Source organism: Marinobacter xestospongiae (genome assembly GCF_023156385.1).
Taxonomy (GTDB): domain Bacteria; phylum Pseudomonadota; class Gammaproteobacteria; order Pseudomonadales; family Oleiphilaceae; genus Marinobacter; species Marinobacter xestospongiae.
Genome location: NZ_JAKZAK010000022.1, coordinates 47,533 through 68,291 on the forward strand (window position 1 = coordinate 47,533; position 20,759 = coordinate 68,291).

Sequence of the window (20,759 nt, forward strand, 5' to 3'; positions counted from 1 at the left end):
CCGACGGGACACCCACTTCATGACCCAGCCAGCACCCCACTCAACGCCCGGCCCGACCGGCTGGTGGCGCGCCCTGCCTCTGGCGGCCCTGCTGGTGCTTGCCGGTTGCGCCAGTACCCCTGGCCCAGCGCCGCTGGCACCTCCTTCACTGTTGCCCCTGCCGGCCGCTTCAACGGATGGCCAGAGCCGGTTGCAGCAGGTCTTCGAGCACTACCAGGGCACGCCTTACCGGTATGGTGGCACCGATGGCGGAGGCTTTGACTGTTCCGGGTTCATTCGTACCGCCTACCGTGAGGCGCTGGGGCAGGTGCTGCCACGGACCACCGGGCAGATGCTGGCGGCGGGGGCCGCGGTGCCGCCGGGCCAGGTCCGGCCCGGGGATGTGGTGTTCTTTCGACTGCAGGGCAAGGAGCGCCACGCCGGTATTTACCTGGGGCAGGGGCGCTTCATTCACGCCTCCACCTCCGTCGGCGTAACCGCTTCGCGGCTGGACCAGGGCTACTGGCGGCCGCGCTTCAGCCAGGTCCGGCGCTTTCGTTAGCCTTCAAACCCTTTCAACACGTTGACCACATTGACGCCTATGGCGTCGACGTCGTAGCCCCCTTCCATGGTAAACAGCGTGGGCAGCCCCAGCTCTGCCAGTCGCTGCCCCAGGGTGAGGTAGTCGCTGGACTTGAGCTTGAAGAACGAGATCGGGTCTTCCTCGAAGGTGTCCACCCCCAAAGCGATGATCAGGGCGTCCGGAGCATAGTCGACGATGCGCTGGCAGGCGGTCTCCAGCCCTTCGCGCCAGACCTCGAACGGGGTGTTGGGCGGGTAGGTGATGTTGAGGTTGTAGCCCTCGCCGTCGCCTTCGCCGGTTTCGTCCTCGAAGCCGAGGAAATGGGGGAATACCAGGTCCGGATCACCGTGCAGGCTGAGGGTCAGCACATCGCTGCGCTGGTAGAAGATGCTCTGGGTGCCGTTACCGTGGTGGAAGTCGACGTCGAGAATCGCCACCCGTTTGGCGCCCTGGTCGAGGAATGCCTGGGCGGCAATGCCGGCGTTGTTGAAGAAGCAGTAGCCGCCAAACAGTTCCTCGGCGGCATGGTGTCCCGGCGGCCGGCACAGTGCGAAGGCGGCACGTTCACCACCGGCCACCAGGGCCTGGGCGGTCAGCGCCACATCCACGGCGGCGCGGGCGGCTTCCCAGGTGCCCTCAGTGATCGAGGTTTCGGCGGCAAAGCTGTAGAAACCCAGGCGGCCGTCGATGTCTTTGGGCAGCCGCTCGCGCATGCCCCGCCCGGACCAGACCGCGGGGATGGCTTCGCCGGGTTTGCCCTCGGCCTGCCAGTCACGCCAGCAATGTTCCAGAAACTCGATGTAGCGATCGCTGTGAATCCGTCGGATCGGCGCCAGCCCATGGGACTCGGGTGGCAGCACCTCACCGAGTTGCTGTTCTTTCACCCGGGCGAGGATGGTTTCTGCCCGGTTGGGGTTCTCATGGGGTGGGATCAGTACCCCGCCGTCCAGTTCGGAGACAGCCGTACGACGGTGGTGCAGGGGCGAATACACGGTTTTCATCGATAACGCTTCCGGTTGGCCAAAGGAGCCACTGTCGCACAGCGTCCGGGGTGGCTCAATGGGGCCTTCGTAGGATCAGACGCATGCTTGCCGGTTGCAGGCTATCGATTGGCCATGTTAGGCCAAAGATTGCAAAACTATGTGTAAAACCAATGAATTGGCGGGTGGACTAATTGCCTTACTAACATAAGTGTCTAAACTGTAACCTCATAATTACGGATAATTATGAGAGTGCTATGGACACACGTAGAAGAACAATCATCGCGGTTTCCCTGACCACCCTGGTGTTGCTTGCGATTGCGGTGACCCTGGGCGTTCGCCACTACTCCGATACGGCTCCCGATACCGACTACCAGGAACTGGCCCAGGGCTGGGACAACCGGGTGCGGGAGCAGATGCATCACCTCAGCTTCGGTTCCCGTATTCTGCCCTACGACTGGCTGCTGCACCTTGAGCAGGCCGACAGCGACGAACCGTTGCGGGACAACGCCCACCTGGCGGGGCTCGGCTTCATTCCCGCCAAGGCCAGCCCGCTCAATCCGGACGGTCTGCCGGTGGGGTTCAGCCGTGACCATGCCCGTGATGGTCAGCTTTGGGCCGGGGTCAACTGCGCCGCCTGCCATACCGGGGTGATTCGTTACAACGGCGAGCAGGCCATCGTCGAGGGCGCCCCGGCGCTGATCGATTTCAGCGGGCTGGAAGCGGCGGTGGAGGCGAGCCTGGCGGCGACCCTGGCGGATGACGGCAAGTTCCAGCGCCTGGTCACGGCGCTGGCACCCGAGGACCCCGACGCCCTGCGCCAGCAGTTGCAACAGCGCCGGGACTACCTGAACTGGCGCCGTGGCATTAACCGCAGTGATACCGCCTACGGCCATGGTCGCCTGGATGCCTTTGGCCAGATCTTCAACACCGTGGCGGTGGAATTGCTGGAGGAGCCCGCCAACGCCCGTCCTGCCAATGCGCCGGTGAGCTATCCGTTCCTGTGGCGGGCCTCCCACCTGGATCTGGTGCAGTGGAACGGTTCCGCTCCCAACAAGGCCCCCGGTCCCCTGATCCAGAATGTCACCACCGCGTTGGCGGTGTACGGCACCGCCAACCTGGTCGATCATTCCGGCCGCACCGGCTACCCCAGTTCGGTGAATGTCAGCAACCTCGGTACCCTGCAGAAACACTACTACCAACTGCAGTCGCCACGCTGGCCGGCGTCACTGCTGGGCGCCCTGGACAGTGACCGGGTGGCCCGTGGTGAGACCCTCTACCGCAACAACTGCCTGGCCTGCCACCAGCTCAGTGACCGCAACCAGGCCAAGGAATCGCTACGGGTGACCCTGGTGCCGCTGACCGAAGTGGGTACCGATCCGCGTATGGCGGACAACTTCATCGACGCCCGGGCAGACACCGGCGCCCTGCAGGGCCGCAAGCAGTTCGTGCTGGCGGGTGACCGCTTTGGCGAGCAGGCCCGCACCATCGATATGGTGGTCCATGCCGCCATGGGCGCCACCCTGCGCCATCCGGTGGAGGCGGTGGTGGCAGCGGTGAAGGACTACCAGAAAGTGTATGGCACCCAGCCGGCCAACGAACCCCGCCAGTACAAGGCCCGTCCGCTGGCTGGCGTCTGGGCCACGGCGCCCTACCTGCATAACGGTTCGGTACCGACGCTGTTTGATCTGCTGACGCCGCCGTCCGAGCGTCCCCGGCAGTTCCATGTCGGCAGCGCCCACTTCGATCCGGAACGGGTGGGCTTTGATAGCACCGCCGGAGCGCACACCAGCCTGTTCGACACCTCGCTGCCGGGAAACCACAACGGTGGCCACGTCTATGGCACCGACCTGTCCGAGGCGGACCGGCTGGCGCTGATCGAATACCTCAAGAGTCTGTAGCGGCCGGGATCGGCCCTGAAATCGCACAAGGAACGCATCATGACCCTATCCCTGTCTCAACGTCTCTGGCTCTGGTGTGGCAAGGCCCTGAAGTGGCTGGTTATTCTGGCCCTGGTCCTGCTGCTGGCCGCAGTGGCGCTGTTTGCCTGGTACATGCTGTGGCCGACCTCGTCGGTGCCACCGCTGGAGCAGGTGGACGAAGTGGTGTATCTGGACCAGGGCTGGGGCGTCCGGCGGGAGTCGGCGCCACGCCAGCACTACTATTACACCCCCCAGGGCACCTCCATGCCCCAGGGCGCCACCACCGGGGCGGTCCGCTACGACTGGTTTGTGCATCTGGAACTGCCGTTCTCGGACCAGCGCTTCGCCGATCCGGATCACCTGCGCCAGCTCCGGTTTCTGGTGGACCCGGCGCCCACGGCGGGCAACCCGGACCAGTTACCGGTCGGTTTCACCCGCCATTTTGATCCGGTCACTGGCGATCAGTTGCTGGATGTCTCCTGCGCCGCCTGCCACACCGGTGAACTGCACATGGAGCGGGAGGGTCGTCGCTACGCCCTGAGGGTGGATGGTGGCCAGGCGATGCATGCGCTCACCGACACCACCCGTGGTGCCTTTGCCCCGAAACTGGTGGCCTCGCTGTTCTACACCGCGCTGGTGCCGTGGAAGTTCGATGAATTCGCCCGCCGGGTGCTGGCCCAGCGCTACCCGGACGGCAAGTACGAACTGCGTGACAAGCTGTGGGCATCGGTCAGGGCCTTTGCCAGCAGTCCCCAGAACAATCCCTTTGGTCACCTTTACCCGGTGCAGGAAGGTTATGGTCGAACCGACGCGCTGGGGCGCATTGGCAACACCGTCTTTGGCGACCACCTGAAGCCGGCCAACTCGCCGTCCGGCAACTACCAGCCCGGCAACGCCCCGGTCAGTTACCCCTATCTGTGGAACATCTGGAAATTCAGCTGGGTGCAGTACAATGGCTCGGTTGCCCAGCCGCTGGCCCGCAATATTGGCGAGGCCATGGGGGTTGGGGCACGGATTCCGCTGCTGAACGATACCGATGGTCCGTTGCCGGCGCCGGAGCGTTTCCGCAGTTCGGTACGGATCGAGGACCTGGTGGCCATCGAGCATACCCTGCAATCGCTGCAGCCGCCGACCTGGCCCGATACCCTGCTGGGGGAAGTAGACACCGCCCTGGCGGACCGGGGCGCCGGGCTGTTTGCCCGCCACTGCCAGAGCTGTCACGGTCCCCATCGGGTGTCGGAGGCTCGCCAGCAGGCGCTGGCACCGCTGAAGCCCTCGGCTGACAGTGAATGGCGCATTGAGGTGATTCCGGCGTCCCACATCGGCACCGATCCGGCAACCGCCGATGGCTTCATGGATCGCCGTTATGACCTCAGCCCCACCGGCCTGACCGATGCGGATCTGGAAGACGCGTTGCGTCCGTTACTGTACCGGCAACTGGTGCGTCAGGTGCGATACCGTCTGCGTGAAGTCATTGACGGTCGCCAGCGCCAGGGGCTGGCGCTGGGTGAGTTGCCGGCGTTGCTGGCGGATTACCCGACCCAGTCGCCGGACGCCCGCATTCCGCAGGCCCGCTTCGACGCCCTGCTGGCCAGTCTGAGCGAGCTGGTGGTGCCGTTGCCATCGGTACCGGGAGTGCGTACCCCCGCCCCGGACCCGCTCAGCTGCGACCTCGACTGCCAGACCGTGGCGCTGTTGTGGCAACTCCAGCATGGCCAGGATTACGCCGACATCCAGCTGGATGCGCTGGATGTGACCCGGTTGACCGAGGGCGAGGCCCTGAACGTCGTCGGTATCCTGGTCAAGAACCGCTACTTTGCTGATCAGCGCCTGGACTTTGACCAGCAGCAGTGTGTGGAAGGGTTTGGCACCCTTGACCTGCCGCAGCAGGTTCGCGGCTACAAACCGCGGCCGCTGGCCGGCGTCTGGGCCACGCCTCCGTTCCTCCACAATGGTTCGGTACCGACCATCTACCAGCTGCTGTCGCCGCCGGAAACCCGCAGCGAACGCTTCCTGGTGGGCTCCCGCCGCTACGATCCGGAGCACCTGGGCTACGATGTCCAGAGCGAGGGTGACGGCGACGGCTTCTGGTTTGATACCACCGTGTCCGGCAACCACAACAGTGGTCACGCCTTCGCCGCCGATCCGCAGTTGTGGCAGCAGCACCTGGCGGACCCCGACGCCCAGCCGCTGCCGCAGGGGGTCATTGGCCCCATCCTCAGCCATAACGACAAGATGGCCCTGCTGGAATACCTCAAGGTCCATCGGGATTCCCGCGACCAGGGCTATCAGCCGCCGGCGGCCAACTGCTTTGGGGAGGGCGGGGTATGACCGCCCGGGAACCCCGCCCGGAGCCGGTCTACACCGAAGACTTCAGCGAGGTCGAGGCCGCCGAGCGGCAATGGATTCAGGCCCGGCGACGGGCCTGTGGCCAGGATGTGGCCGAGGATGCGCCCATCACCGCACTGGCGCTGTCCGGTGGCGGTATCCGTTCCGCCACCTTCAACCTGGGGGTGTTGCAGGCCCTGGCCCGGGCCGGGCTGCTGCATCAGGTGGACTACCTGTCGTCGGTTTCCGGCGGTGGCTACATTGCCGCCTGCCTGAGCTGGCTGCGGGCCCACTTTCCGGTCTGTCAGCAGCGGGACATCGCCGCGGCGCCGCTGGCCAATGGCCGTGGTACCGTGCTGGCCAATGGCCGTGGTACCGTGCTGGACTGGCTGCGGGCCCATGGCAACTACCTGATCAACGGCAAAGGCATCTCGGGCTGGACTCTGGGAGCCTCCATCCTGGCGGGCACCCTGCTCAATCTGCTGGTGCTGATGCCATTGCTGCTGGGCCTGGTGGCGCTGGCCAGTGCCGAGTGGTGGTCGGTGTCCTGGCCCGTCTGGTTGCACCTGCCCGGGGCTCAGGCCATCTCCGGACATGACGGATTTATCCTGTTGCTGCTGACCGGGTTGGCGAGTGCGGGGCTGTATCTATTGGTGCTGCTGGTATTTGCCCTGGCCAGTTCCGAACGCGGGCCGGCGGGTCACCGCACCGAACGTCGGTTGCGGCTGGTGTTGGGCTGGTGCCTGGCGACAACTGTGATGGGACTGGTGGTGGGGCTGCTGCCGGTAGTGGCAGATCTGGAGATGGCCGCGCTGAGCCGGTTTGGCAGTGAACGGCTGGCGGGGGTGATGCACCACCTGACGTACCTGGGCCCCATGGCCACCGGGCTGTGGTCGTTGCGACTGGCCCGCAAGCAGGGTGGCGGCCTGGCCGTGGCCGGCCTGGGGTTGTTGCTGTACGGTTTCCTGACCCTGCTGTACTACCTCTGCACCGATACCGGCCTGATCGGTTCCAGCCTCTACATCGGCTGGCTGGGGCTGTCCCTGGTACTGGCTCTGGTGGGCAACATCAACACCCTGTCGATGCACAGCTTTTACCGGGGCCGGCTGGCCGACGCCTACCTGCCGGTGGTTGCCAACCCCGGTTCGGAGACCGCCGACTGGCCCAAGGACCCGCTGCGGTTCCGGCTTACGGAACTGCATCCGTCCTCCGGGGCACCGCTGCACCTGATCAACACCACCCTCAACACCCGCAATTCCCGCCGCCAGCGGCTGCAAAGCCGGGGCGGCGCGTCGATGGTGCTGAGCCCGCTGTACTGCGGTTCGGCGGCCACCGGCTATCGTCATACCGGTGATTACCTCGGTGGCGCCATGACGCTCTCCACCGCCTTTGCGGTGTCTGGTGCGGCGGTGGACCCGGACACCTTCAGTACCCGTTCCCGCCCCCTCAGTTTTCTGATGACGCTGCTCAATCTGCGGCTCGGGGTGTGGACCCGTAATCCCCGCAGTATCCGCCAGTGGCGCTGGCTGCCGGGCTGGTACCGTTACATGCTGCGGGAAATGCTGGGTCTTGGTCTGGCGGAGTCGGAGGCGGAAATCCACCTTTCCGATGGCGGCCATTTCGACAATCTGGGGCTCTACGAACTGGTTCGCCGGCGCTGCCGGTTCATTGTTATCAGCGATGCCGGTGCCGATCCGGACACCTCGCTGTCGGACCTGGGCCGGGCCATCCAGCGGGTGAGGGCCGACTTCGACGCCGAAGTGATGCTCAGCGCCGATGATCTGGTGCGCCGGACCGCCGATGGTATGGCGGAGCGGGCCTACGTCTGGGGGCGGGTGCGCTATGCCGATGGCAGCGAGGGGCAGATCCTCTACCTGCGGGCGTCGCTGTGTCCGGGGCTCAGCGCCGACATCTACGCCTACTGGCGTCGCAACCCCTCCTTCCCCAACCAGACCACGGCCGACCAGTTCTTCGACGAGATGCAGTTCGACAGCTACCGCCAGCTGGGTCTGGAGCTGATGACCGCAATCCTTGCCGATGCGCCGCGGGACTTTGCGACGCTGTTTGCCCGGGCGGAACGCGGAGCAGCTCCGGACTGCCCCCGGACCAGCGATGCCTGACGACAGTTTCTAACAGCGGCCGTCACGGCAGGGGGAGCCAGGCGTCGGCCGGCACCCGGTGGGCCAGGTGGCTCAGTTTGTGGGGATTGCGGGTGATGTAGACATCGGTCACACGGCCATGCTGGAGCGTCAGCGCGGTGGTTTGCAGGGTGCCGTCCTGCTCGACGGAGAGCCAGCCGGGCTGGCCGTTGATCGGCAGCGCTTCCGCCCAGCGCGGGTATCCGCTCTTGCGGGCCAGGGCCAGGAACAGTCGGCACAACCGGTCGACGCCGTCGATCCGCCGCAGTGCCGCTGGCCGGACGCCACCGCCATCGCTGTGCAGGCGGGCATCCTCCACCAGCAGCTGGCGCAGGGTGGATTCGTCGCCGCTGCGGGCGGCGGTGAAGAACGCCTCCGCCAGACGCTCGCCATCAGGCGGTGGCGCCGGAAACCGTGGCCGTTCAGCCCGCACCCGATCCCGTGCCCGCTTGGCCAGCTGACGGCAGGCGGGCTCGCTGCGGGCCAGTGCCCGCGCGACTTCCTGGAATGGCAGCTCGAACACGTCGTGCAGCAGAAAGGCCGCGCGCTCCAGCGGGCTGAGCCGCTCCAGCGCCAGCATCAGGGCGTAACAGACCTCCTGCTCCAACTGGTGTTCGGCGTCCGGGGTGGCCTCGGCAACCAGCGGTTCCGGCAGCCATTCCCCGACGTAGTGTTCGCGTCGATGACGGGCTTCCTTCCAGCGGTCCAGACACAGCCGGCTGACCAGGGTGGACAGGTAGGCCGCCGGATTATTGATGTCGCCGAGGCCGATGCCCTGCCAGCGTAACCAGGCATCCTGCAGAATGTCTTCAGCCTCGCTTACCGAGCCGAGCATACGATAGGCCAGCGCCGCCAGTCGCGGGCGCTGGTGCTGGAACAGGGTCAGGGCATCGTCTGTCATGGCTGCTCAGTGATCGTGGCTGGCGGTGGTGCTGCCGGCGGATTCGGTCGGGTGAATCAGGCGGAAGCCAATGGCCAACCGGTTCCAGGTGTTGATGGCACCGATCAGCAGGGTCAAGTCTACCAGCTCGCGGTCGCTGAATTGTGCCTTGGCGGCTTCATAGTCGCGGTCCGGGGCGCCGGTGTCCGCCACCAGGGTCAGCGCTTCGGTCCAGGCCAGGGCGGCGCGTTCCCGCGGGCTGTACAGGGGGGACTCGCGCCACGCCGCCAACAGGTGCAGGCGCAACTCGGACTCGCCGGCAGCCCGGGCGTCGGTGGTGTGCATGTGCAGACAGAAAGCGCAGCCATTGATCTGCGAGGCTCGGGTCTTGACCAGTTCGATCAGGCTGTACTCCAGCCCGCACTGCTGCAGGTAACCTTCCAGTTTCACCATGGCCTGGTAGGCCTCCGGGGCGGCACTTGGGGGATCGAGTCTTGCTTCCATTGGGAGTCTCCTTGAGGGTTGGGATAAGCTGTCACCCCTTAAGACGACACAGCGTGCGGCGTTGTGACATCAACAGAACATTTTTTCCGGTGACAGTCAGGGAGATCACAGCAAATGACGGAGATCCGCTTCTCGGCAGAGCAGAAAGCAGACCTGGTGCAGCGGCTGCAGGCCTATTTTGACATCGAGCTGGACCAGGAACTCAAGCAGTTCGATGCCGAGTTCCTGCTGGATTTCATCACCCGGGAACTGGGCGTTCACTACTACAATCAGGGCCTGTTCGATGCCCAGGCGGCGCTGTCCAACCGCTTGGACAGCCTGACCGAGGCAATTGACGAGCTGGAAAAACCGCTGCCCTCCCGACGCTGATGGCACTCTTGGGTGAGGGGGCTATGCTGTAGGCAGGTCCATGGCGAAAGGGGAGTATCCCCGGGAGGCAGCATGTTACTGGCCGAAACCGCAACCGGACACCTGGTCGAGGTGCTGGACCTGCAGGCCCTGTTCAACCCGTTTTCCGCCACCGTGCGTGGCTGTCTGCACTTCGGTGAGGAAGCCCAGGACCCCGAGCCGTTCGACAAGACCCGGCTCAGCTTCCCGTCCGGCGAGGCCCTGCCGCGGTGCTGGACGGATGCGGACTACCGCCGAGGTGAGTCCCGCCAATCAGCCTAACGCTGAGGCGTTAATCAGAGGCTCCCCAGGCATTTGATGGCAGTGGCGGCGGCAGAGGTGCGGTTTTCCACCCCCAGCTTGCGAAACACCTGCTCCAGGTGTTTGTTGACGGTGCGTGGGCTCATGTCGAGGATCTGGCCAATCTCCCGGTTGGTTTTACCGTTGGCGATCCACAGCAGCACCTCCGATTCCCGTCCGGTCAGCTCAAAGCGCTGACGCAGCGCCTCGCTGGCGGCATCCGGGCGCTGCGGTTCGTGCAGTCGCAGCAGGTATTCCCGCCGGTCCACCAGGGCCAGGAACTCGATCGCCAGCTCCTGATCCCCGAGGGTGAGCGGCAGGCTGTGGCCGGGTTGTGGTAGCCGTTGCAGCCAGCCCGCCAGGCTCTCGCGAAAGCGCTCGCCCGCTGGCTGATCGGCGGCGGGCAAACGCTGCTGGACGGCCGGGGTGGCCCACAGCGTCTCGCCCCGGAGATCGCAGGCGAACAGCTTCTGGCCAGTGCTGTCGAGGGCTGCTCGGGCACTGCGGGCCATGCGGGCATTGGCCAGGTGCACCCGCATGCGGGCCAGCAGCGCGGTGGTATCAATGGGTTTGGTGACATAGTCGACGCCGCCGGCATTGAGCCCCATCACCACATGCTCGGTGTCGCTGAGCCCGGTCATGAAGATCACCGGCGTGTCGGTCAGACCCGGCAGTGCCTTGAGCCGACGGCAGGTCTCAAAGCCGTCCATCTGGGGCATCAGGGCATCCATCAGCACCAGGTCGGGGGTCAGGGTCTGGCCGATGGTCAGGGCCTGGCGTCCCTCCAGGGCCACCAGCACGGTCAGGCCCTCGGCCTCCAGGGCATCACTGACCATGCGGATGCTATCGACGGAATCGTCCACCACCATCACCACCGGGGCGGTGGCGTTGTCAGCATTCAGATTCATGGCTTTCCTCCAGCTCGGTCAGCAGATCGTCAAAGCGGCAGTCCCCGGCCAGGGCGATCAGTCGATTGGCCGCTGCGTCAGCCAGTACGCCCTGCTCCCGCAGGGTCAGCAGGGTCTGCTGCAGGCCCTTGCGATGGCCGATGGCCACCAGTTCCGCCAGCGTTCTGCGTTGCTCCGGCGTCAGGGTCGCCGCAATCGGCGCTGCTGCCGTTGACGGCTCCTGAGGGGCGTTGACGGTCCGGGTCTGCCAGTGCAGATCCAGTCGCAGGGCCAACAATGCCAGCAGGGCGTCGAGGCGCACCGGCTTGAGCAGATAGCCGTCATGGCGTTCGGGCTGATCCTGGCCTTCCTGGGCATCGGCCGACACCATCACCACGGGCAGGGTCGGTGTGTTCTGGCGCAGGGTTGCCAGCACCTGCCAACCGCTCTGTCCGGGCATGGCGACGTCCAGCAGGACCAGGTCGGGGTGGAAGCTGGCCAATTGCCCGGGCACCCGCCAGGGGTTGGCTTCGCCCCGCACCTCAAACCCCAGTGGCGACAGCATCGCGACCATCAGCTGGCGGTGGGACGGGTCGTCGTCCACCACCAGCAGACGGCGGCGGCGACCGTGGTAGCCGACGATGTCCGCCGGGGGTTGTGGTACCGGGCTGGCAACCGGGGTCTGGCTGGCGAGCATCAGGCTGACCCGGAAGCAACTGCCCTGGCCGGGCTCGCTGTCGACCTGGATGTCGCCGCCCATGATGTCGGTCAGCAGTCGGGTGATGGTGAGCCCGAGACCGGTGCCGGTGCGACTGACGCCGGGGGTACGGATTCGTTCGAAGGGGTGGAAGATGCGCTCGAGGTTGTCGGCGGCGATGCCCTCGCCGGTATCGTGCACGGTGAATTCCGCCACCTGGTTGCGGTAGCGCACGGTCAGTGACACTTCACCGTGGTCGGTGTACTTGATGGCGTTGGACAGCAGGTTGATGAGGATCTGTCGCAGGCGCTTCTCGTCGCCGGTGACCACCGCCGGCAGCCGGCTGGGCCCGTGGTAGTGGAACGCCAGCCCCTTGGTTTCCGCCTGCAGCCGGAACAGGTGCACCAGCTGGGTCATCAGCAGTTCCAGCTGCACTGGCCCGCGGTGCAGCTCCAGCCGTCCGGCTTCAATCTTGGAGATGTCCAGCAGTCCCTCGATCAGGTCGGCAAGGTACTCGCTGCTGCGACGCATGACCGACAGCGCCTCGCGACGGTGCTCGGGGATGCTGCGATCGTGCTCCAGCAACTGGGCGTAGCCGAGGATGGCGTTGAGTGGCGACCGCAGCTCGTGACTAATGCCGGTGAGGTAGCGGCTCTTGGCATCGTTGGCGGCCTCGGCGTGCTCCTTGGCCTGTTGCAGGGCCTGATCGGTCTTCTCATGGGCGGCAATCTCCGCCATCAGCAGGCGGGTCTGGCGGTGGGATTCTTCTTCCGCCACCCGCCGGCTTTCCTGGGCCAGCACGAACAGCCAGCACACCACCCCGGTGATGATGATCAGCACCGAGAACACCTGCCACAGGGTGCTGGACATCAGCAGCTGCTCGGTGGCGGAGGTCACCGTGGTGTGGTGGTAGATCAGCGTCAGCAGCAGGCCGCAGGCGCCGTTGATCAGCACCATCAGCGTCAGGAAACGACTGACCCGGGTGCGCAGATGGGGTTGCCAGGCGGCGGGCAACCAGTCACCGAACCAGTGCCGTAGCTGGTCCCGGTAACCGGCACCGGGTTTGCAGCCATCACCGCAGCGGGCGTCCAGGGTGCAGCACAGGGAGCAGATGGTGCCGCCGTAGGCGGGGCAGTGGGTGATGTCCTCGGGCTCGAAACGGTGCTGGCAGATGGAGCAGGGGATGCGCTGGCCGCCACTGTCGATGGCCTGCCAGGGCCGGGCGATGTAGTAACGCCCCTTCGTCAGCCAGGCCAGGGTCGGGGCGGCGGCCAGGGCAGTGGCCAGGGTCAGGAAGTGGGCCAGGGCCTGGGCGGTGTTGCCCAGGGCGCCGGCGTAACAGAGCATCCCGGTCACGCTTGCCAGGGTCATGCTGCCGACCCCCACCGGGTTGATGTCGTAGAGGTGGGCGCGTTTGAACTCGATGTAGCGCGGGCTCAGCCCCAGTGGTTTGTTGATCACCAGGTCTGCGGCCAGGGCGCCCACCCAGGCCACCGCCACCAGGCCGTAGAACCCGAGCGTGGCTTCCAGCGCACGGTAGATGCCCAGTTCCATCACCAGCAGGGCGATGGCGACATTGAACACCAGCCACACCACCCGGCCGGGGTGGCTGTGGGTGAGGCGGGAGAAGAAGTTGGACCAGGCGATGGAGCCGGCGTAGGCGTTGGTGACGTTGATCTTGAGCTGGCACAGCACCACGAACAGCCCGGTCAGAGCCAGGGCGACGGCGGGTGAGGGCACCAGGTAGCCAAACGCCACCTGATACATGGTGACGGGGTTGCTGGCGTCGTCGTCCGCCAGGCCGTGACCGAGGGCGACGGTGACCAGAAACGAGCCGGCGAGGATCTTGAGCACTCCAATCACGATCCAGCCCGGGCCACCGAGTACCACCCAGCTCCACCAGCGTCCGCGCTGGCCCGCCGCCGGTGCCGGCAGGAAACGCAGGAAGTCCACCTGCTCACCGATCTGGGCCATCAGGGAGAACACCACCGCCGAGGCTGCACCAAAAAGCAGCAGGTTGAACTCGTCGCCCTCCGATGAGGCACGCCCCTGAAAGTCCTGCCATTGTCCCAGGCTGTCCGGCGCCACCACCGCGATGGCGATGAATGGCAGCAACTGCAGTCCCAGCCACAGCGGCTGGGTCCACAACTGGAAGCGGCTGATGGTACGGATGCCATGGGTGACCAGCGGGATGATCACCAGTGAGCACAGCAGGTAGCCAACGGTCAGCGGCACGCCGGCAACCCGTTCCAGCACCATCGCCATGATGGCCGCCTCAATGGCGAAGAACAGGAAGGTAAAGGAGGCGTAGATCAGCGAGGTGAGGGTGGAGCCAATGTAGCCGAAGCCGGCACCGCGGGTCAGCAGATCAATGTCGACGCCGTCACGGGCGGCGTAGTAGCTGATGGGTAAAGCCACCAGGAAGATGATGGCCCCCACTACCAGGGTGGCGGCGAGGGCGTTGGTGAAGCCGAAGCTGAGAGTGATGGCGCCGCCAATGGCTTCCAGGGCGAGGAAGGAAATGGCGCCCAGGGCGGTGTTGACCACTCGCCGGCCGGACCAGTGCCGCGCGCCCTTGGCGGTGAAGCGCAGGGCATAGTCCTCCAGGGTCTGGTTGGCGACCCACTGGTTGTAGCGTCGGCGCACGCGAAAGATGTTTTGCCTGGTGTGCATGGATGGTTTCCGCCAAGAGTTCCCGCTGGCTGTTACAAAAGCCGTGCCATGCTGGTGTTGTAACTCGTTGATCCCGGGAGGCCCATGCGTCAAATGACGTAGCGGGGTGGGGCATTTGCCGAATGGGCCGGCAACGGCGACGTGGACAGAATGTGAGCAGACGGTGGCGGTTCGTGACGCCGTCACTGTCCGAGCTCCAGACAGGATTGCAACCACGTGAGGACCCACCATGACTTCCAGACATTCCCGCATTTCCCCTCCGCCAGCCCGGGGCTGGCAACGGCTGAAAGCCCTGGCGGCCGGACTGATGTTGTCGGCCTCGGCACAGGCGGCGGTGCCCGCCACCGATGAGGTGAACACCACCGGCCTGGCGGTGACCGATGACGCCGTACAGGTCGGCATCCTGCACTCGGTGACCGGCACCATGGCCATCAGCGAGGCCGGGTCGGTGCAGGCCGAAATTCTCGCCATTGAGCAGATCAACGCCATGGGCGGCGTCCTCGGACGCCAGATCGAGTATGTCCAGGAGGACGGCGCCAGCGACTGGCCCACCTTTGCCGAGCGCTCCCGCAAACTGCTGCGGCAGGACAACGTTGCCGCGGTGTTTGGCTGCTGGACCTCGGCCTCCCGCAAGGCCGTACTGCCGATCTTCGAGCAGTACAACGGCATGCTCTACTACCCGACGTTCTACGAGGGCCTGGAACAGTCGCCCAACGTGATCTACACCGGCCAGGAGGCCACCCAGCAGATCCTGGCGGGGCTGGACTGGGTGGCCCGGGAAAAGGGTGCCGAGACGTTTTACCTGCTGGGGTCGGACTACATCTGGCCACGCACCTCCAACAAAATTGCCCGCAAGCACATCGAAGACGTGCTGGGGCTGGAAGTCGTGGGGGAGGATTACTTTCCCCTCGGCCACACCCAGTTCAACTCCGCCATCAACCGCATCCGGCTGAAAAAACCGGATGTGATCTACGCCATCATCGTGGGTGGCTCCAACGTGGCGTTCTATCGCCAGCTGGAAGCGGCCGGCATCGATCTCACCGAGGATGACGTCACCCTGCTGACCATCTCGGTCACCGAAGACGAGATTCTCGGTATCGGGGGCGACAACATCGAAGGCGCCTACGCCGCCATGAAGTACTTCCAGAGCCTCGACAACGCCAATAACCAGGCCTTCGTGGACGCCTTTAAGGCCCGCTGGGGTGAGGATTCGGTGATCGGCGATGTCACCCAGGCGGCCTACCTCGGTCCCTGGCTGTGGAAGGCGGCGGTGGAGAAAGCCGGCTCTTTCGACGTCGACAGGGTGCGCGAGGCCTCCATCGGCCTGGAGTTGGACACCGCGCCGGAAGGCTATGTCCGGGTCCATGAAAACCACCACCTGTGGTCCCGTACCCGCATTGGCCGCGCAGGAGCGGATGGCCAGTACCAGGTGGTCCACGAGACTGCCGAGCTGATGGAACCCGACCCCTTCCCGGAAGGCTACCAGTAAGCCCTTGCCAGGCTGCGCCCGCTCGGGCGCAGCCCGTCGATGCTTCCGTTATCCACAGTGCCTGCCAGCGATGACAGGCCGGAGGACCAACCATGTTTGACTATTCCATGTCCGAACTGACGGCCATCTTCGCCATGCAGGGTTTCGCCGGGCTGATCCTGTTCTCGGTGTTCCTGCTGATGGCGCTGGGACTGGCCATCATTTTTGGTCAGATGGGGGTGATCAACATGGCCCACGGGGAGTTCATGATCCTCGGGGCCTACGTCACCTATCTGACCTCCAACCTGTTTGCCGAATACGCCCCCGGGCTGTTCGACGGCTATTTCTTTGTCGCCATTGTGCTGGCATTCCTGGCGTCGGCGTTGCTGGGGATGCTGGTGGAATGGAGCATGATCCGCTTTCTCTACCAGCGGCCACTGGACACCCTGCTGGCCACCTGGGGCCTGAGCCTGGTGCTGCAGCAGGCCTATCGTTCGATCTTTGGTGCCCGTGAGGTGGGGGTGGTGATTCCCGACTGGCTGACCGGCTCCTATCCGGTCACCGACATCGTCGAGCTGCCGGTCAGTGGCATCTTCGTGATGGTGCTGGCGGTGGGGGTCACCCTTGCGGTGGCGCTGCTGATGTTCCGGTCCCGCTGGGGCTGCCAGGTGCGGGCTGTCGTCCAGAACCGGCCGATGGCCGGTGCGGTGGGTATCAACACCGCGCGGGTTGACCGGCTCACCTTTGCCCTCGGCTGCGGCATCGCCGGGATTGCCGGCAGTGCCTTCACCATGATCGGTTCCACCGGGCCGTCGTCGGGCCAGCTCTACATCGTCGACACCTTCTTGGTGGTGGTGTTTGGCGGTGCCGCCAGTCTGCTGGGCACGGTCGCCTCGGCGTTTGGCATCTCCCAGGCACAGTCCACCCTGGAGTTCTTCCTCGGCGGCTCGATGGCCAAGGTGCTGACGCTGATGGTGGTGGTGCTGATCCTGATGGTCCGTCCCCAGGGCCTGTTTGCTCTCAAAGTGCGTCGCTAGGAGGCCCATGCCATGTTTCGTACGACCTTCATGACCCGACACGACCTGTTGGGCTTCGCGGTGCTGGCGGTGTTGCTGCTGCTGGTGCTGCCGCTGTCGCTGGATGTGTTCCGCCTCAACCTGGTGGGCAAGTACCTCACCTACGCCTTCGTGGCGGTGGGCCTGGTGCTGTGCTGGGGCTGCGGCGGCATCCTCAGTCTTGGCCAGGGGGTGTTCTACGGCCTTGGCGGCTACGCCCTGGCGATGTTTCTCAAGCTGGAGTCGTCGGACCCGGAGAGCACCCGCATCCAGAGTACCCCCGGCATTCCCGACTTCATGGACTGGAATCAGCTCACCGAGCTGCCCTGGTTCTGGGAACCGTTCCAGAGTCTGGGGTTCAGTCTGCTGGCGGTGTTGCTGGTGCCGACCCTGTTCGCCTACCTGATCGGTGTGGCGATGTTCAAGCGGCGGGTGGGCGGGGTTTACTTCGCCATCATCACCCAGGCGATTGCCGCCATCCTCACCATCCTGATCATCGGTCAGCAGGGTTACACCGGCGGGGTTAACGGCATCACCGACCTGCGTACCCTGCTGGGCTGGAACATTCGCACCGACTTTGCCAGCTACGTGTTCTATTTCGTCTGTGTCGGGTTGCTGTTCGTTTGCCTGCTGGTGGCCCAGTTCATTCGCCGCAGCAAGCTGGGGCGCATCCTGCTGGCGATGCGGGAGCAGGAGGACCGGGTGCGTTTCTCAGGCTACGACGTCGCCGGCTTCAAGATCTTCGTATTCTGCGTGGGCGCGGCCTTTGCCGCCATTGGCGGTGCCATGTTCACCCTGCAGGAAGGCTTCATGTCCCCCAGCTTCGTCGGCATCGTGCCGTCCATCGAGATGGTGATCTTCTGCGCCGTGGGCGGTCGGCTGTCGCTGCTGGGAGCAGTGTATGGCGCGTTGCTGGTGAACCTGGCGAAAACGGTGTTCGGGGAGAGTTTCCCGGAGCTGTGGCTGTTTGCCATGGGGTTGCTGTTCATCGGTGTGGTGATGGCGTTTCCCAACGGCCTGGCGGGTCTCTACCAGCAGTTCCTGGGGGATCGGGTGGCACGTTGGTTGGATCAGTTGGGGCGGCCATCGCGGTCGCAGGCGCCGGTTGCCCTGGAAGGAGGTGCGCAATGAGTCATGGCAGCAATACCGATTTTGTGCTCGCGGTGGAGGGGCTGACGGTGTCGTTTGACGGCTTCCGGGCGGTGGACGATCTGAGCTTCTACGTCGACGACAGTGAGATCCGCGTCATCATCGGCCCCAACGGTGCCGGCAAGACCACGGTGCTGGACCTGATCTGCGGCCGCACCCGGGCCACCGCCGGCTCGGTGCGCTTCCGCAACCGTGAGCTGACCCAGCTGCGGGAACACGACATCGTCCGCGCGGGGGTTGGGCGCAAGTTCCAGACGCCGTCGATCTACGATGACCTGACGGTGTTCGAGAATCTGGAAATCTGCTACCCCCGCGGCCGCGGGGTGTTCGGTTCGCTGTTCTTCCGCCGTGACCAGGCGGTGATCGACAAGGTGCGGGAAGTGGCGGCCACGGTGCTGCTGACGGAGCGGCTCGAAGAGCCGGCGGCGCTGCTGTCCCATGGCCAGAAGCAGTGGCTGGAGATCGGCATGTTGCTGATCCAGGACCCCCAGTTGCTGATGCTGGACGAGCCGGTGGCGGGAATGTCGATCACCGAGCGGCGCCAGACCGCGGACCTGCTGCGGCGCATTAGCCAGGGCCGGTCGGTGATTGTGATCGAGCATGACATGGATTTTGTCGCCGAAATCGCCGACCGGGTCACCGTATTGCACCAGGGCCGCATCCTCGCCGAAGGCAGTGCCGAGGCGGTCAAGCAGGACCCGCAGGTCATCGACGTCTATCTCGGGCATTAGCGGCCGGGACACTCAGGAGGACACCGCATGTTGCAAGTATCCGATTACCACGTCCGCTATGGCCAGAGCGAAGTGCTCCATGGCCTGGACTTCACCCTCGGCGCCAACGAGATCGTTGCGGTGGTGGGCCGTAACGGCATGGGCAAGACCACGCTGATGAAATCGCTGATCGGCATGATTCCGTCGGCGTCGGGCCAGGTGCGGCTGGAAGGGCAGGAGTTGTCCGGTCTGCAAAGCCACCAACGGGTCCGCCAGGGACTGGCGTTTGTGCCCCAGGGCCGGATGGTGTTTTCCACCATGTCGGTGCAGGAGAACATCGAGACCGGCCTGACCAGCACCGGCCGCCGCCGTGTGCCGAGGGATCTGTATGACCTGTTCCCGGTGCTGCTGGAGATGCGTCACCGCCGGGGCGGCAACCTGTCCGGCGGTCAGCAGCAGCAACTGGCGATTGCCCGGGCCCTGGCCAGTGACCCCAAGGTGCTGCTGCTGGATGAACCCACCGAGGGCATTCAGCCTTCCATCATCCGGGACATGGCGCGCACCCTGAAGCTGATCCGCGACCAGCGCGGCCTGTCGATTCTGGTCTCTGAGCAGGTGCTGAGCTTCGCCCTCGACATCGCTGACCGCATCCTGGTGATCGAGAAGGGGAAAATAGTTCAGGACCAGCAACGAGAAGACGTGGACGAGGCAACGATAGCCTCCTATCTTTCTGTATAGCTCCGGCGAAGGTGCTGCGCCGAGTTAGGCCCCTACGTCATTTGGCGCAGTTGGCCGGGGTGATTGCCGTATGGTCTGGAGTTCCGGTCGGGGCCGATACTGGAATGACCATACGACTCAACCACTGTTCAAGGAGACGCCGTTATGGCCGAAACCATCATCAAGATCGACCTCAGCAAATCCGCCTACGAAAACGATGCCATCCACAACCGCTGGCATCCGGACATCCCCATGGTGGCTACCGTCAAACCCGGAGATGACTTCATTGTCGAGTGCTACGACTGGACCGGTGGCCAGATCAAGGACAACGACAGTGCCGACGACGTCCGTGACGTTGACCTCAGCCAGGTGCACTTCCTGTCCGGCCCGATCGCGGTGGAGGGCGCCGAGCCCGGCGACCTGCTGGAGGTGGATATTCTCGATATCGGTGCCTTTGATGAAAGCCAGTGGGGCTTTAACGGCTTCTTTTCCAAACAGAACGGCGGTGGCTTTCTGACCGAGCATTTCCCCGAGGCCCACAAGTCGATCTGGGAATTCAACGGTATGTTCACCAAGTCCCGCCACATTCCCAACGTCGAGTTCGCCGGCATGATCCACCCCGGCCTGATCGGCTGCCTGCCGTCACGGGAGCTGCTGGAGCAGTGGAACCAGCGCGAGAAGGCGCTCTACGACACTGACCCGGAGCGGGTACCGGCGCTGGCCAACCTGCCCTTCTCGGACACCGCCCACATGGGCCGGCTCAGTGGCGATGCCGCCCAGGACGCCGCGGCCGAAGCCGCCCGCACCGTGCCGCCGCGGGAGCACGGTGGCAACTGCGACATCAAGGATCTGTCGCGAGGCTCCAAGGTCTACTTCCCGGTGTACGTCAAAGGCGGCGGGCTGTCGGTGGGGGACCTGCACTTCAGCCAGGGGGACGGTGAAATTACCTTCTGTGGCGCCATTGAAATGGCTGGCTGGATTCACCTGCGGGTCAACCTGATCAAGGACGGGGTGGCCAAGTACGGCATCAAGAACCCGGTGTTCAAACCCAGTACCATCAAGCCCAAGTACGATGACTATGTGATCTTCGAGGGCATCTCGGTGGATGAACAGGGCCAGCAGCACTACCTCGACGTGCACGTGGCCTATCGCCAGGCCTGTCTCAATGCCATCGAGTACCTGTCCAAGTTTGGCTACAGCCCGGCCCAGGCCTATGCCCTGCTGGGCTGTGCCCCGGTGGAGGGCCACATCAGTGGGGTGGTGGATGTGCCCAACGCCTGTGCCACCCTGTGGTTGCCCACCGGCATTTTCGATTTTGACATCAACCCCAGTGCCGATGGCCCGACCACCCAGGTGACCGGGGGGATGGATGTGCCCAAATCACCGGATAAGGAGTAACGAC

17 protein-coding genes are annotated in these 20,759 nt (G+C 64.9%); 12 read left to right on the forward strand and 5 right to left on the reverse strand.

All coding sequences use genetic code 11. The features are described 5' to 3' along the window. The first annotated feature begins 19 nt into the window (after nucleotides 1-19). Nucleotides 20-541: a C40 family peptidase gene (locus MLD24_RS15825; protein WP_227173123.1), complete on the forward strand. Its 522-nt coding sequence runs from the start codon at nucleotides 20-22 to the stop codon at nucleotides 539-541. Here the strand turns inward: MLD24_RS15825 and MLD24_RS15830 are convergent. Beyond that, nucleotides 538-1,563, reverse strand: a complete 1,026-nt coding sequence (locus tag MLD24_RS15830; protein WP_248167900.1) for a histone deacetylase family protein — start codon at nucleotides 1,561-1,563, stop codon at nucleotides 538-540. The genes MLD24_RS15825 and MLD24_RS15830 overlap by 4 nt on opposite strands. A gap of 236 nt (nucleotides 1,564-1,799) precedes the next feature. On the opposite strand from MLD24_RS15830, the gene MLD24_RS15835 reads away from it, so the two are divergent. Genes MLD24_RS15835 through MLD24_RS15845 form a run of 3 tightly spaced genes read left to right on the forward strand, consistent with a single transcriptional unit; the run spans nucleotide 1,800 to nucleotide 7,912 of the window. Next, complete coding sequence (locus MLD24_RS15835; protein ID WP_248167902.1) at nucleotides 1,800-3,443, forward strand: di-heme-cytochrome C peroxidase; 1,644 nt, start codon at nucleotides 1,800-1,802, stop codon at nucleotides 3,441-3,443. 39 nt (nucleotides 3,444-3,482) lie between these two features. Next, nucleotides 3,483-5,795, forward strand: coding sequence for a c-type cytochrome (locus MLD24_RS15840; protein ID WP_248167904.1), 2,313 nt, complete (start codon nucleotides 3,483-3,485; stop codon nucleotides 5,793-5,795). After that, nucleotides 5,792-7,912: a patatin-like phospholipase family protein gene (locus MLD24_RS15845; RefSeq protein ID WP_248167906.1), complete on the forward strand. Its 2,121-nt coding sequence runs from the start codon at nucleotides 5,792-5,794 to the stop codon at nucleotides 7,910-7,912. Before MLD24_RS15840 ends, MLD24_RS15845 begins: the two co-directional genes overlap by 4 nt. Nucleotides 7,913-7,934: 22 nt before the next feature. Here the strand turns inward: MLD24_RS15845 and MLD24_RS15850 are convergent, their stop codons facing one another. Both MLD24_RS15850 and MLD24_RS15855 read right to left on the reverse strand, forming a co-directional pair. Next, nucleotides 7,935-8,831 carry a sigma-70 family RNA polymerase sigma factor gene (locus tag MLD24_RS15850; RefSeq protein WP_248167908.1) on the reverse strand — a complete coding sequence of 299 codons (897 nt, stop codon included), beginning with the start codon at nucleotides 8,829-8,831 and terminating at the stop codon, nucleotides 7,935-7,937. A 6-nt stretch (nucleotides 8,832-8,837) separates the two neighbouring features. Further along, nucleotides 8,838-9,314 carry a carboxymuconolactone decarboxylase family protein gene (locus tag MLD24_RS15855; RefSeq protein ID WP_248167910.1) on the reverse strand — a complete coding sequence of 159 codons (477 nt, stop codon included), beginning with the start codon at nucleotides 9,312-9,314 and terminating at the stop codon, nucleotides 8,838-8,840. 114 nt (nucleotides 9,315-9,428) lie between these two features. Here MLD24_RS15855 and MLD24_RS15860 point away from each other — a divergent pair, with 114 nt between their 5' ends. Beyond that, entirely contained in the window at nucleotides 9,429-9,683 is a 255-nt protein-coding gene (locus MLD24_RS15860; protein WP_248167912.1) for a DUF2164 domain-containing protein, read from the forward strand. Between the two features lie 72 nt (nucleotides 9,684-9,755). Further along, nucleotides 9,756-9,983: an acetyltransferase gene (locus tag MLD24_RS15865; protein WP_227173132.1), complete on the forward strand. Its 228-nt coding sequence runs from the start codon at nucleotides 9,756-9,758 to the stop codon at nucleotides 9,981-9,983. Between the two features lie 14 nt (nucleotides 9,984-9,997). Here the strand turns inward: MLD24_RS15865 and MLD24_RS15870 are convergent, their stop codons facing one another. Continuing rightward, nucleotides 9,998-10,909: a response regulator transcription factor gene (locus MLD24_RS15870; protein ID WP_248167914.1), complete on the reverse strand. Its 912-nt coding sequence runs from the start codon at nucleotides 10,907-10,909 to the stop codon at nucleotides 9,998-10,000. Further along, nucleotides 10,893-14,258: a hybrid sensor histidine kinase/response regulator gene (locus MLD24_RS15875; protein ID WP_248167916.1), complete on the reverse strand. Its 3,366-nt coding sequence runs from the start codon at nucleotides 14,256-14,258 to the stop codon at nucleotides 10,893-10,895. Before MLD24_RS15875 ends, MLD24_RS15870 begins: the two co-directional genes overlap by 17 nt. A gap of 307 nt (nucleotides 14,259-14,565) precedes the next feature. Between MLD24_RS15875 and urtA the strand changes: the two genes are divergently transcribed. From urtA to fmdA, 6 genes are all read left to right on the forward strand, one after another. Next, nucleotides 14,566-15,747, forward strand: coding sequence for an urea ABC transporter substrate-binding protein (gene urtA, locus MLD24_RS15880; RefSeq protein WP_227176188.1), 1,182 nt, complete (start codon nucleotides 14,566-14,568; stop codon nucleotides 15,745-15,747). Between the two features lie 92 nt (nucleotides 15,748-15,839). Next, complete coding sequence (gene urtB / locus MLD24_RS15885) at nucleotides 15,840-16,763, forward strand: urea ABC transporter permease subunit UrtB (protein WP_227173135.1); 924 nt, start codon at nucleotides 15,840-15,842, stop codon at nucleotides 16,761-16,763. 12 nt (nucleotides 16,764-16,775) lie between these two features. After that, entirely contained in the window at nucleotides 16,776-17,912 is a 1,137-nt protein-coding gene (gene urtC / locus MLD24_RS15890) for an urea ABC transporter permease subunit UrtC (RefSeq protein WP_248167918.1), read from the forward strand. Continuing rightward, entirely contained in the window at nucleotides 17,909-18,661 is a 753-nt protein-coding gene (gene urtD, locus MLD24_RS15895; RefSeq protein WP_227173137.1) for an urea ABC transporter ATP-binding protein UrtD, read from the forward strand. Before urtC ends, urtD begins: the two co-directional genes overlap by 4 nt. A gap of 27 nt (nucleotides 18,662-18,688) precedes the next feature. After that, on the forward strand, nucleotides 18,689-19,378 hold the full coding sequence (urtE, locus tag MLD24_RS15900; protein ID WP_248167920.1) for an urea ABC transporter ATP-binding subunit UrtE: 690 nt from the start codon (nucleotides 18,689-18,691) through the stop codon (nucleotides 19,376-19,378). Between the two features lie 144 nt (nucleotides 19,379-19,522). Further along, the gene (gene fmdA, locus MLD24_RS15905; protein WP_227173139.1) at nucleotides 19,523-20,755 is read left to right on the forward strand and encodes a formamidase; all 1,233 of its coding nucleotides are present in this window, start codon (nucleotides 19,523-19,525) and stop codon (nucleotides 20,753-20,755) included. Nucleotides 20,756-20,759 lie beyond the last annotated feature (4 nt).

What these genes read in the sequence shown, in the direction of transcription:
- MLD24_RS15825 (WP_227173123.1), top strand. Translation starts at nt 20, where the DNA reads ATGACCCAGCCAGCACCCCACTCAACGCCCGGCCCGACCGGCTGGTGG.
- MLD24_RS15830 (WP_248167900.1), bottom strand. Translation starts at nt 1,563, where the DNA reads ATGAAAACCGTGTATTCGCCCCTGCACCACCGTCGTACGGCTGTCTCC.
- MLD24_RS15835 (WP_248167902.1), top strand. Translation starts at nt 1,800, where the DNA reads ATGGACACACGTAGAAGAACAATCATCGCGGTTTCCCTGACCACCCTG.
- MLD24_RS15840 (WP_248167904.1), top strand. Translation starts at nt 3,483, where the DNA reads ATGACCCTATCCCTGTCTCAACGTCTCTGGCTCTGGTGTGGCAAGGCC.
- MLD24_RS15845 (WP_248167906.1), top strand. Translation starts at nt 5,792, where the DNA reads ATGACCGCCCGGGAACCCCGCCCGGAGCCGGTCTACACCGAAGACTTC.
- MLD24_RS15850 (WP_248167908.1), bottom strand. Translation starts at nt 8,831, where the DNA reads ATGACAGACGATGCCCTGACCCTGTTCCAGCACCAGCGCCCGCGACTG.
- MLD24_RS15855 (WP_248167910.1), bottom strand. Translation starts at nt 9,314, where the DNA reads ATGGAAGCAAGACTCGATCCCCCAAGTGCCGCCCCGGAGGCCTACCAG.
- MLD24_RS15860 (WP_248167912.1), top strand. Translation starts at nt 9,429, where the DNA reads ATGACGGAGATCCGCTTCTCGGCAGAGCAGAAAGCAGACCTGGTGCAG.
- MLD24_RS15865 (WP_227173132.1), top strand. Translation starts at nt 9,756, where the DNA reads ATGTTACTGGCCGAAACCGCAACCGGACACCTGGTCGAGGTGCTGGAC.
- MLD24_RS15870 (WP_248167914.1), bottom strand. Translation starts at nt 10,909, where the DNA reads ATGAATCTGAATGCTGACAACGCCACCGCCCCGGTGGTGATGGTGGTG.
- MLD24_RS15875 (WP_248167916.1), bottom strand. Translation starts at nt 14,258, where the DNA reads ATGCACACCAGGCAAAACATCTTTCGCGTGCGCCGACGCTACAACCAG.
- urtA (WP_227176188.1), top strand. Translation starts at nt 14,566, where the DNA reads ATGTTGTCGGCCTCGGCACAGGCGGCGGTGCCCGCCACCGATGAGGTG.
- urtB (WP_227173135.1), top strand. Translation starts at nt 15,840, where the DNA reads ATGTTTGACTATTCCATGTCCGAACTGACGGCCATCTTCGCCATGCAG.
- urtC (WP_248167918.1), top strand. Translation starts at nt 16,776, where the DNA reads ATGTTTCGTACGACCTTCATGACCCGACACGACCTGTTGGGCTTCGCG.
- urtD (WP_227173137.1), top strand. Translation starts at nt 17,909, where the DNA reads ATGAGTCATGGCAGCAATACCGATTTTGTGCTCGCGGTGGAGGGGCTG.
- urtE (WP_248167920.1), top strand. Translation starts at nt 18,689, where the DNA reads ATGTTGCAAGTATCCGATTACCACGTCCGCTATGGCCAGAGCGAAGTG.
- fmdA (WP_227173139.1), top strand. Translation starts at nt 19,523, where the DNA reads ATGGCCGAAACCATCATCAAGATCGACCTCAGCAAATCCGCCTACGAA.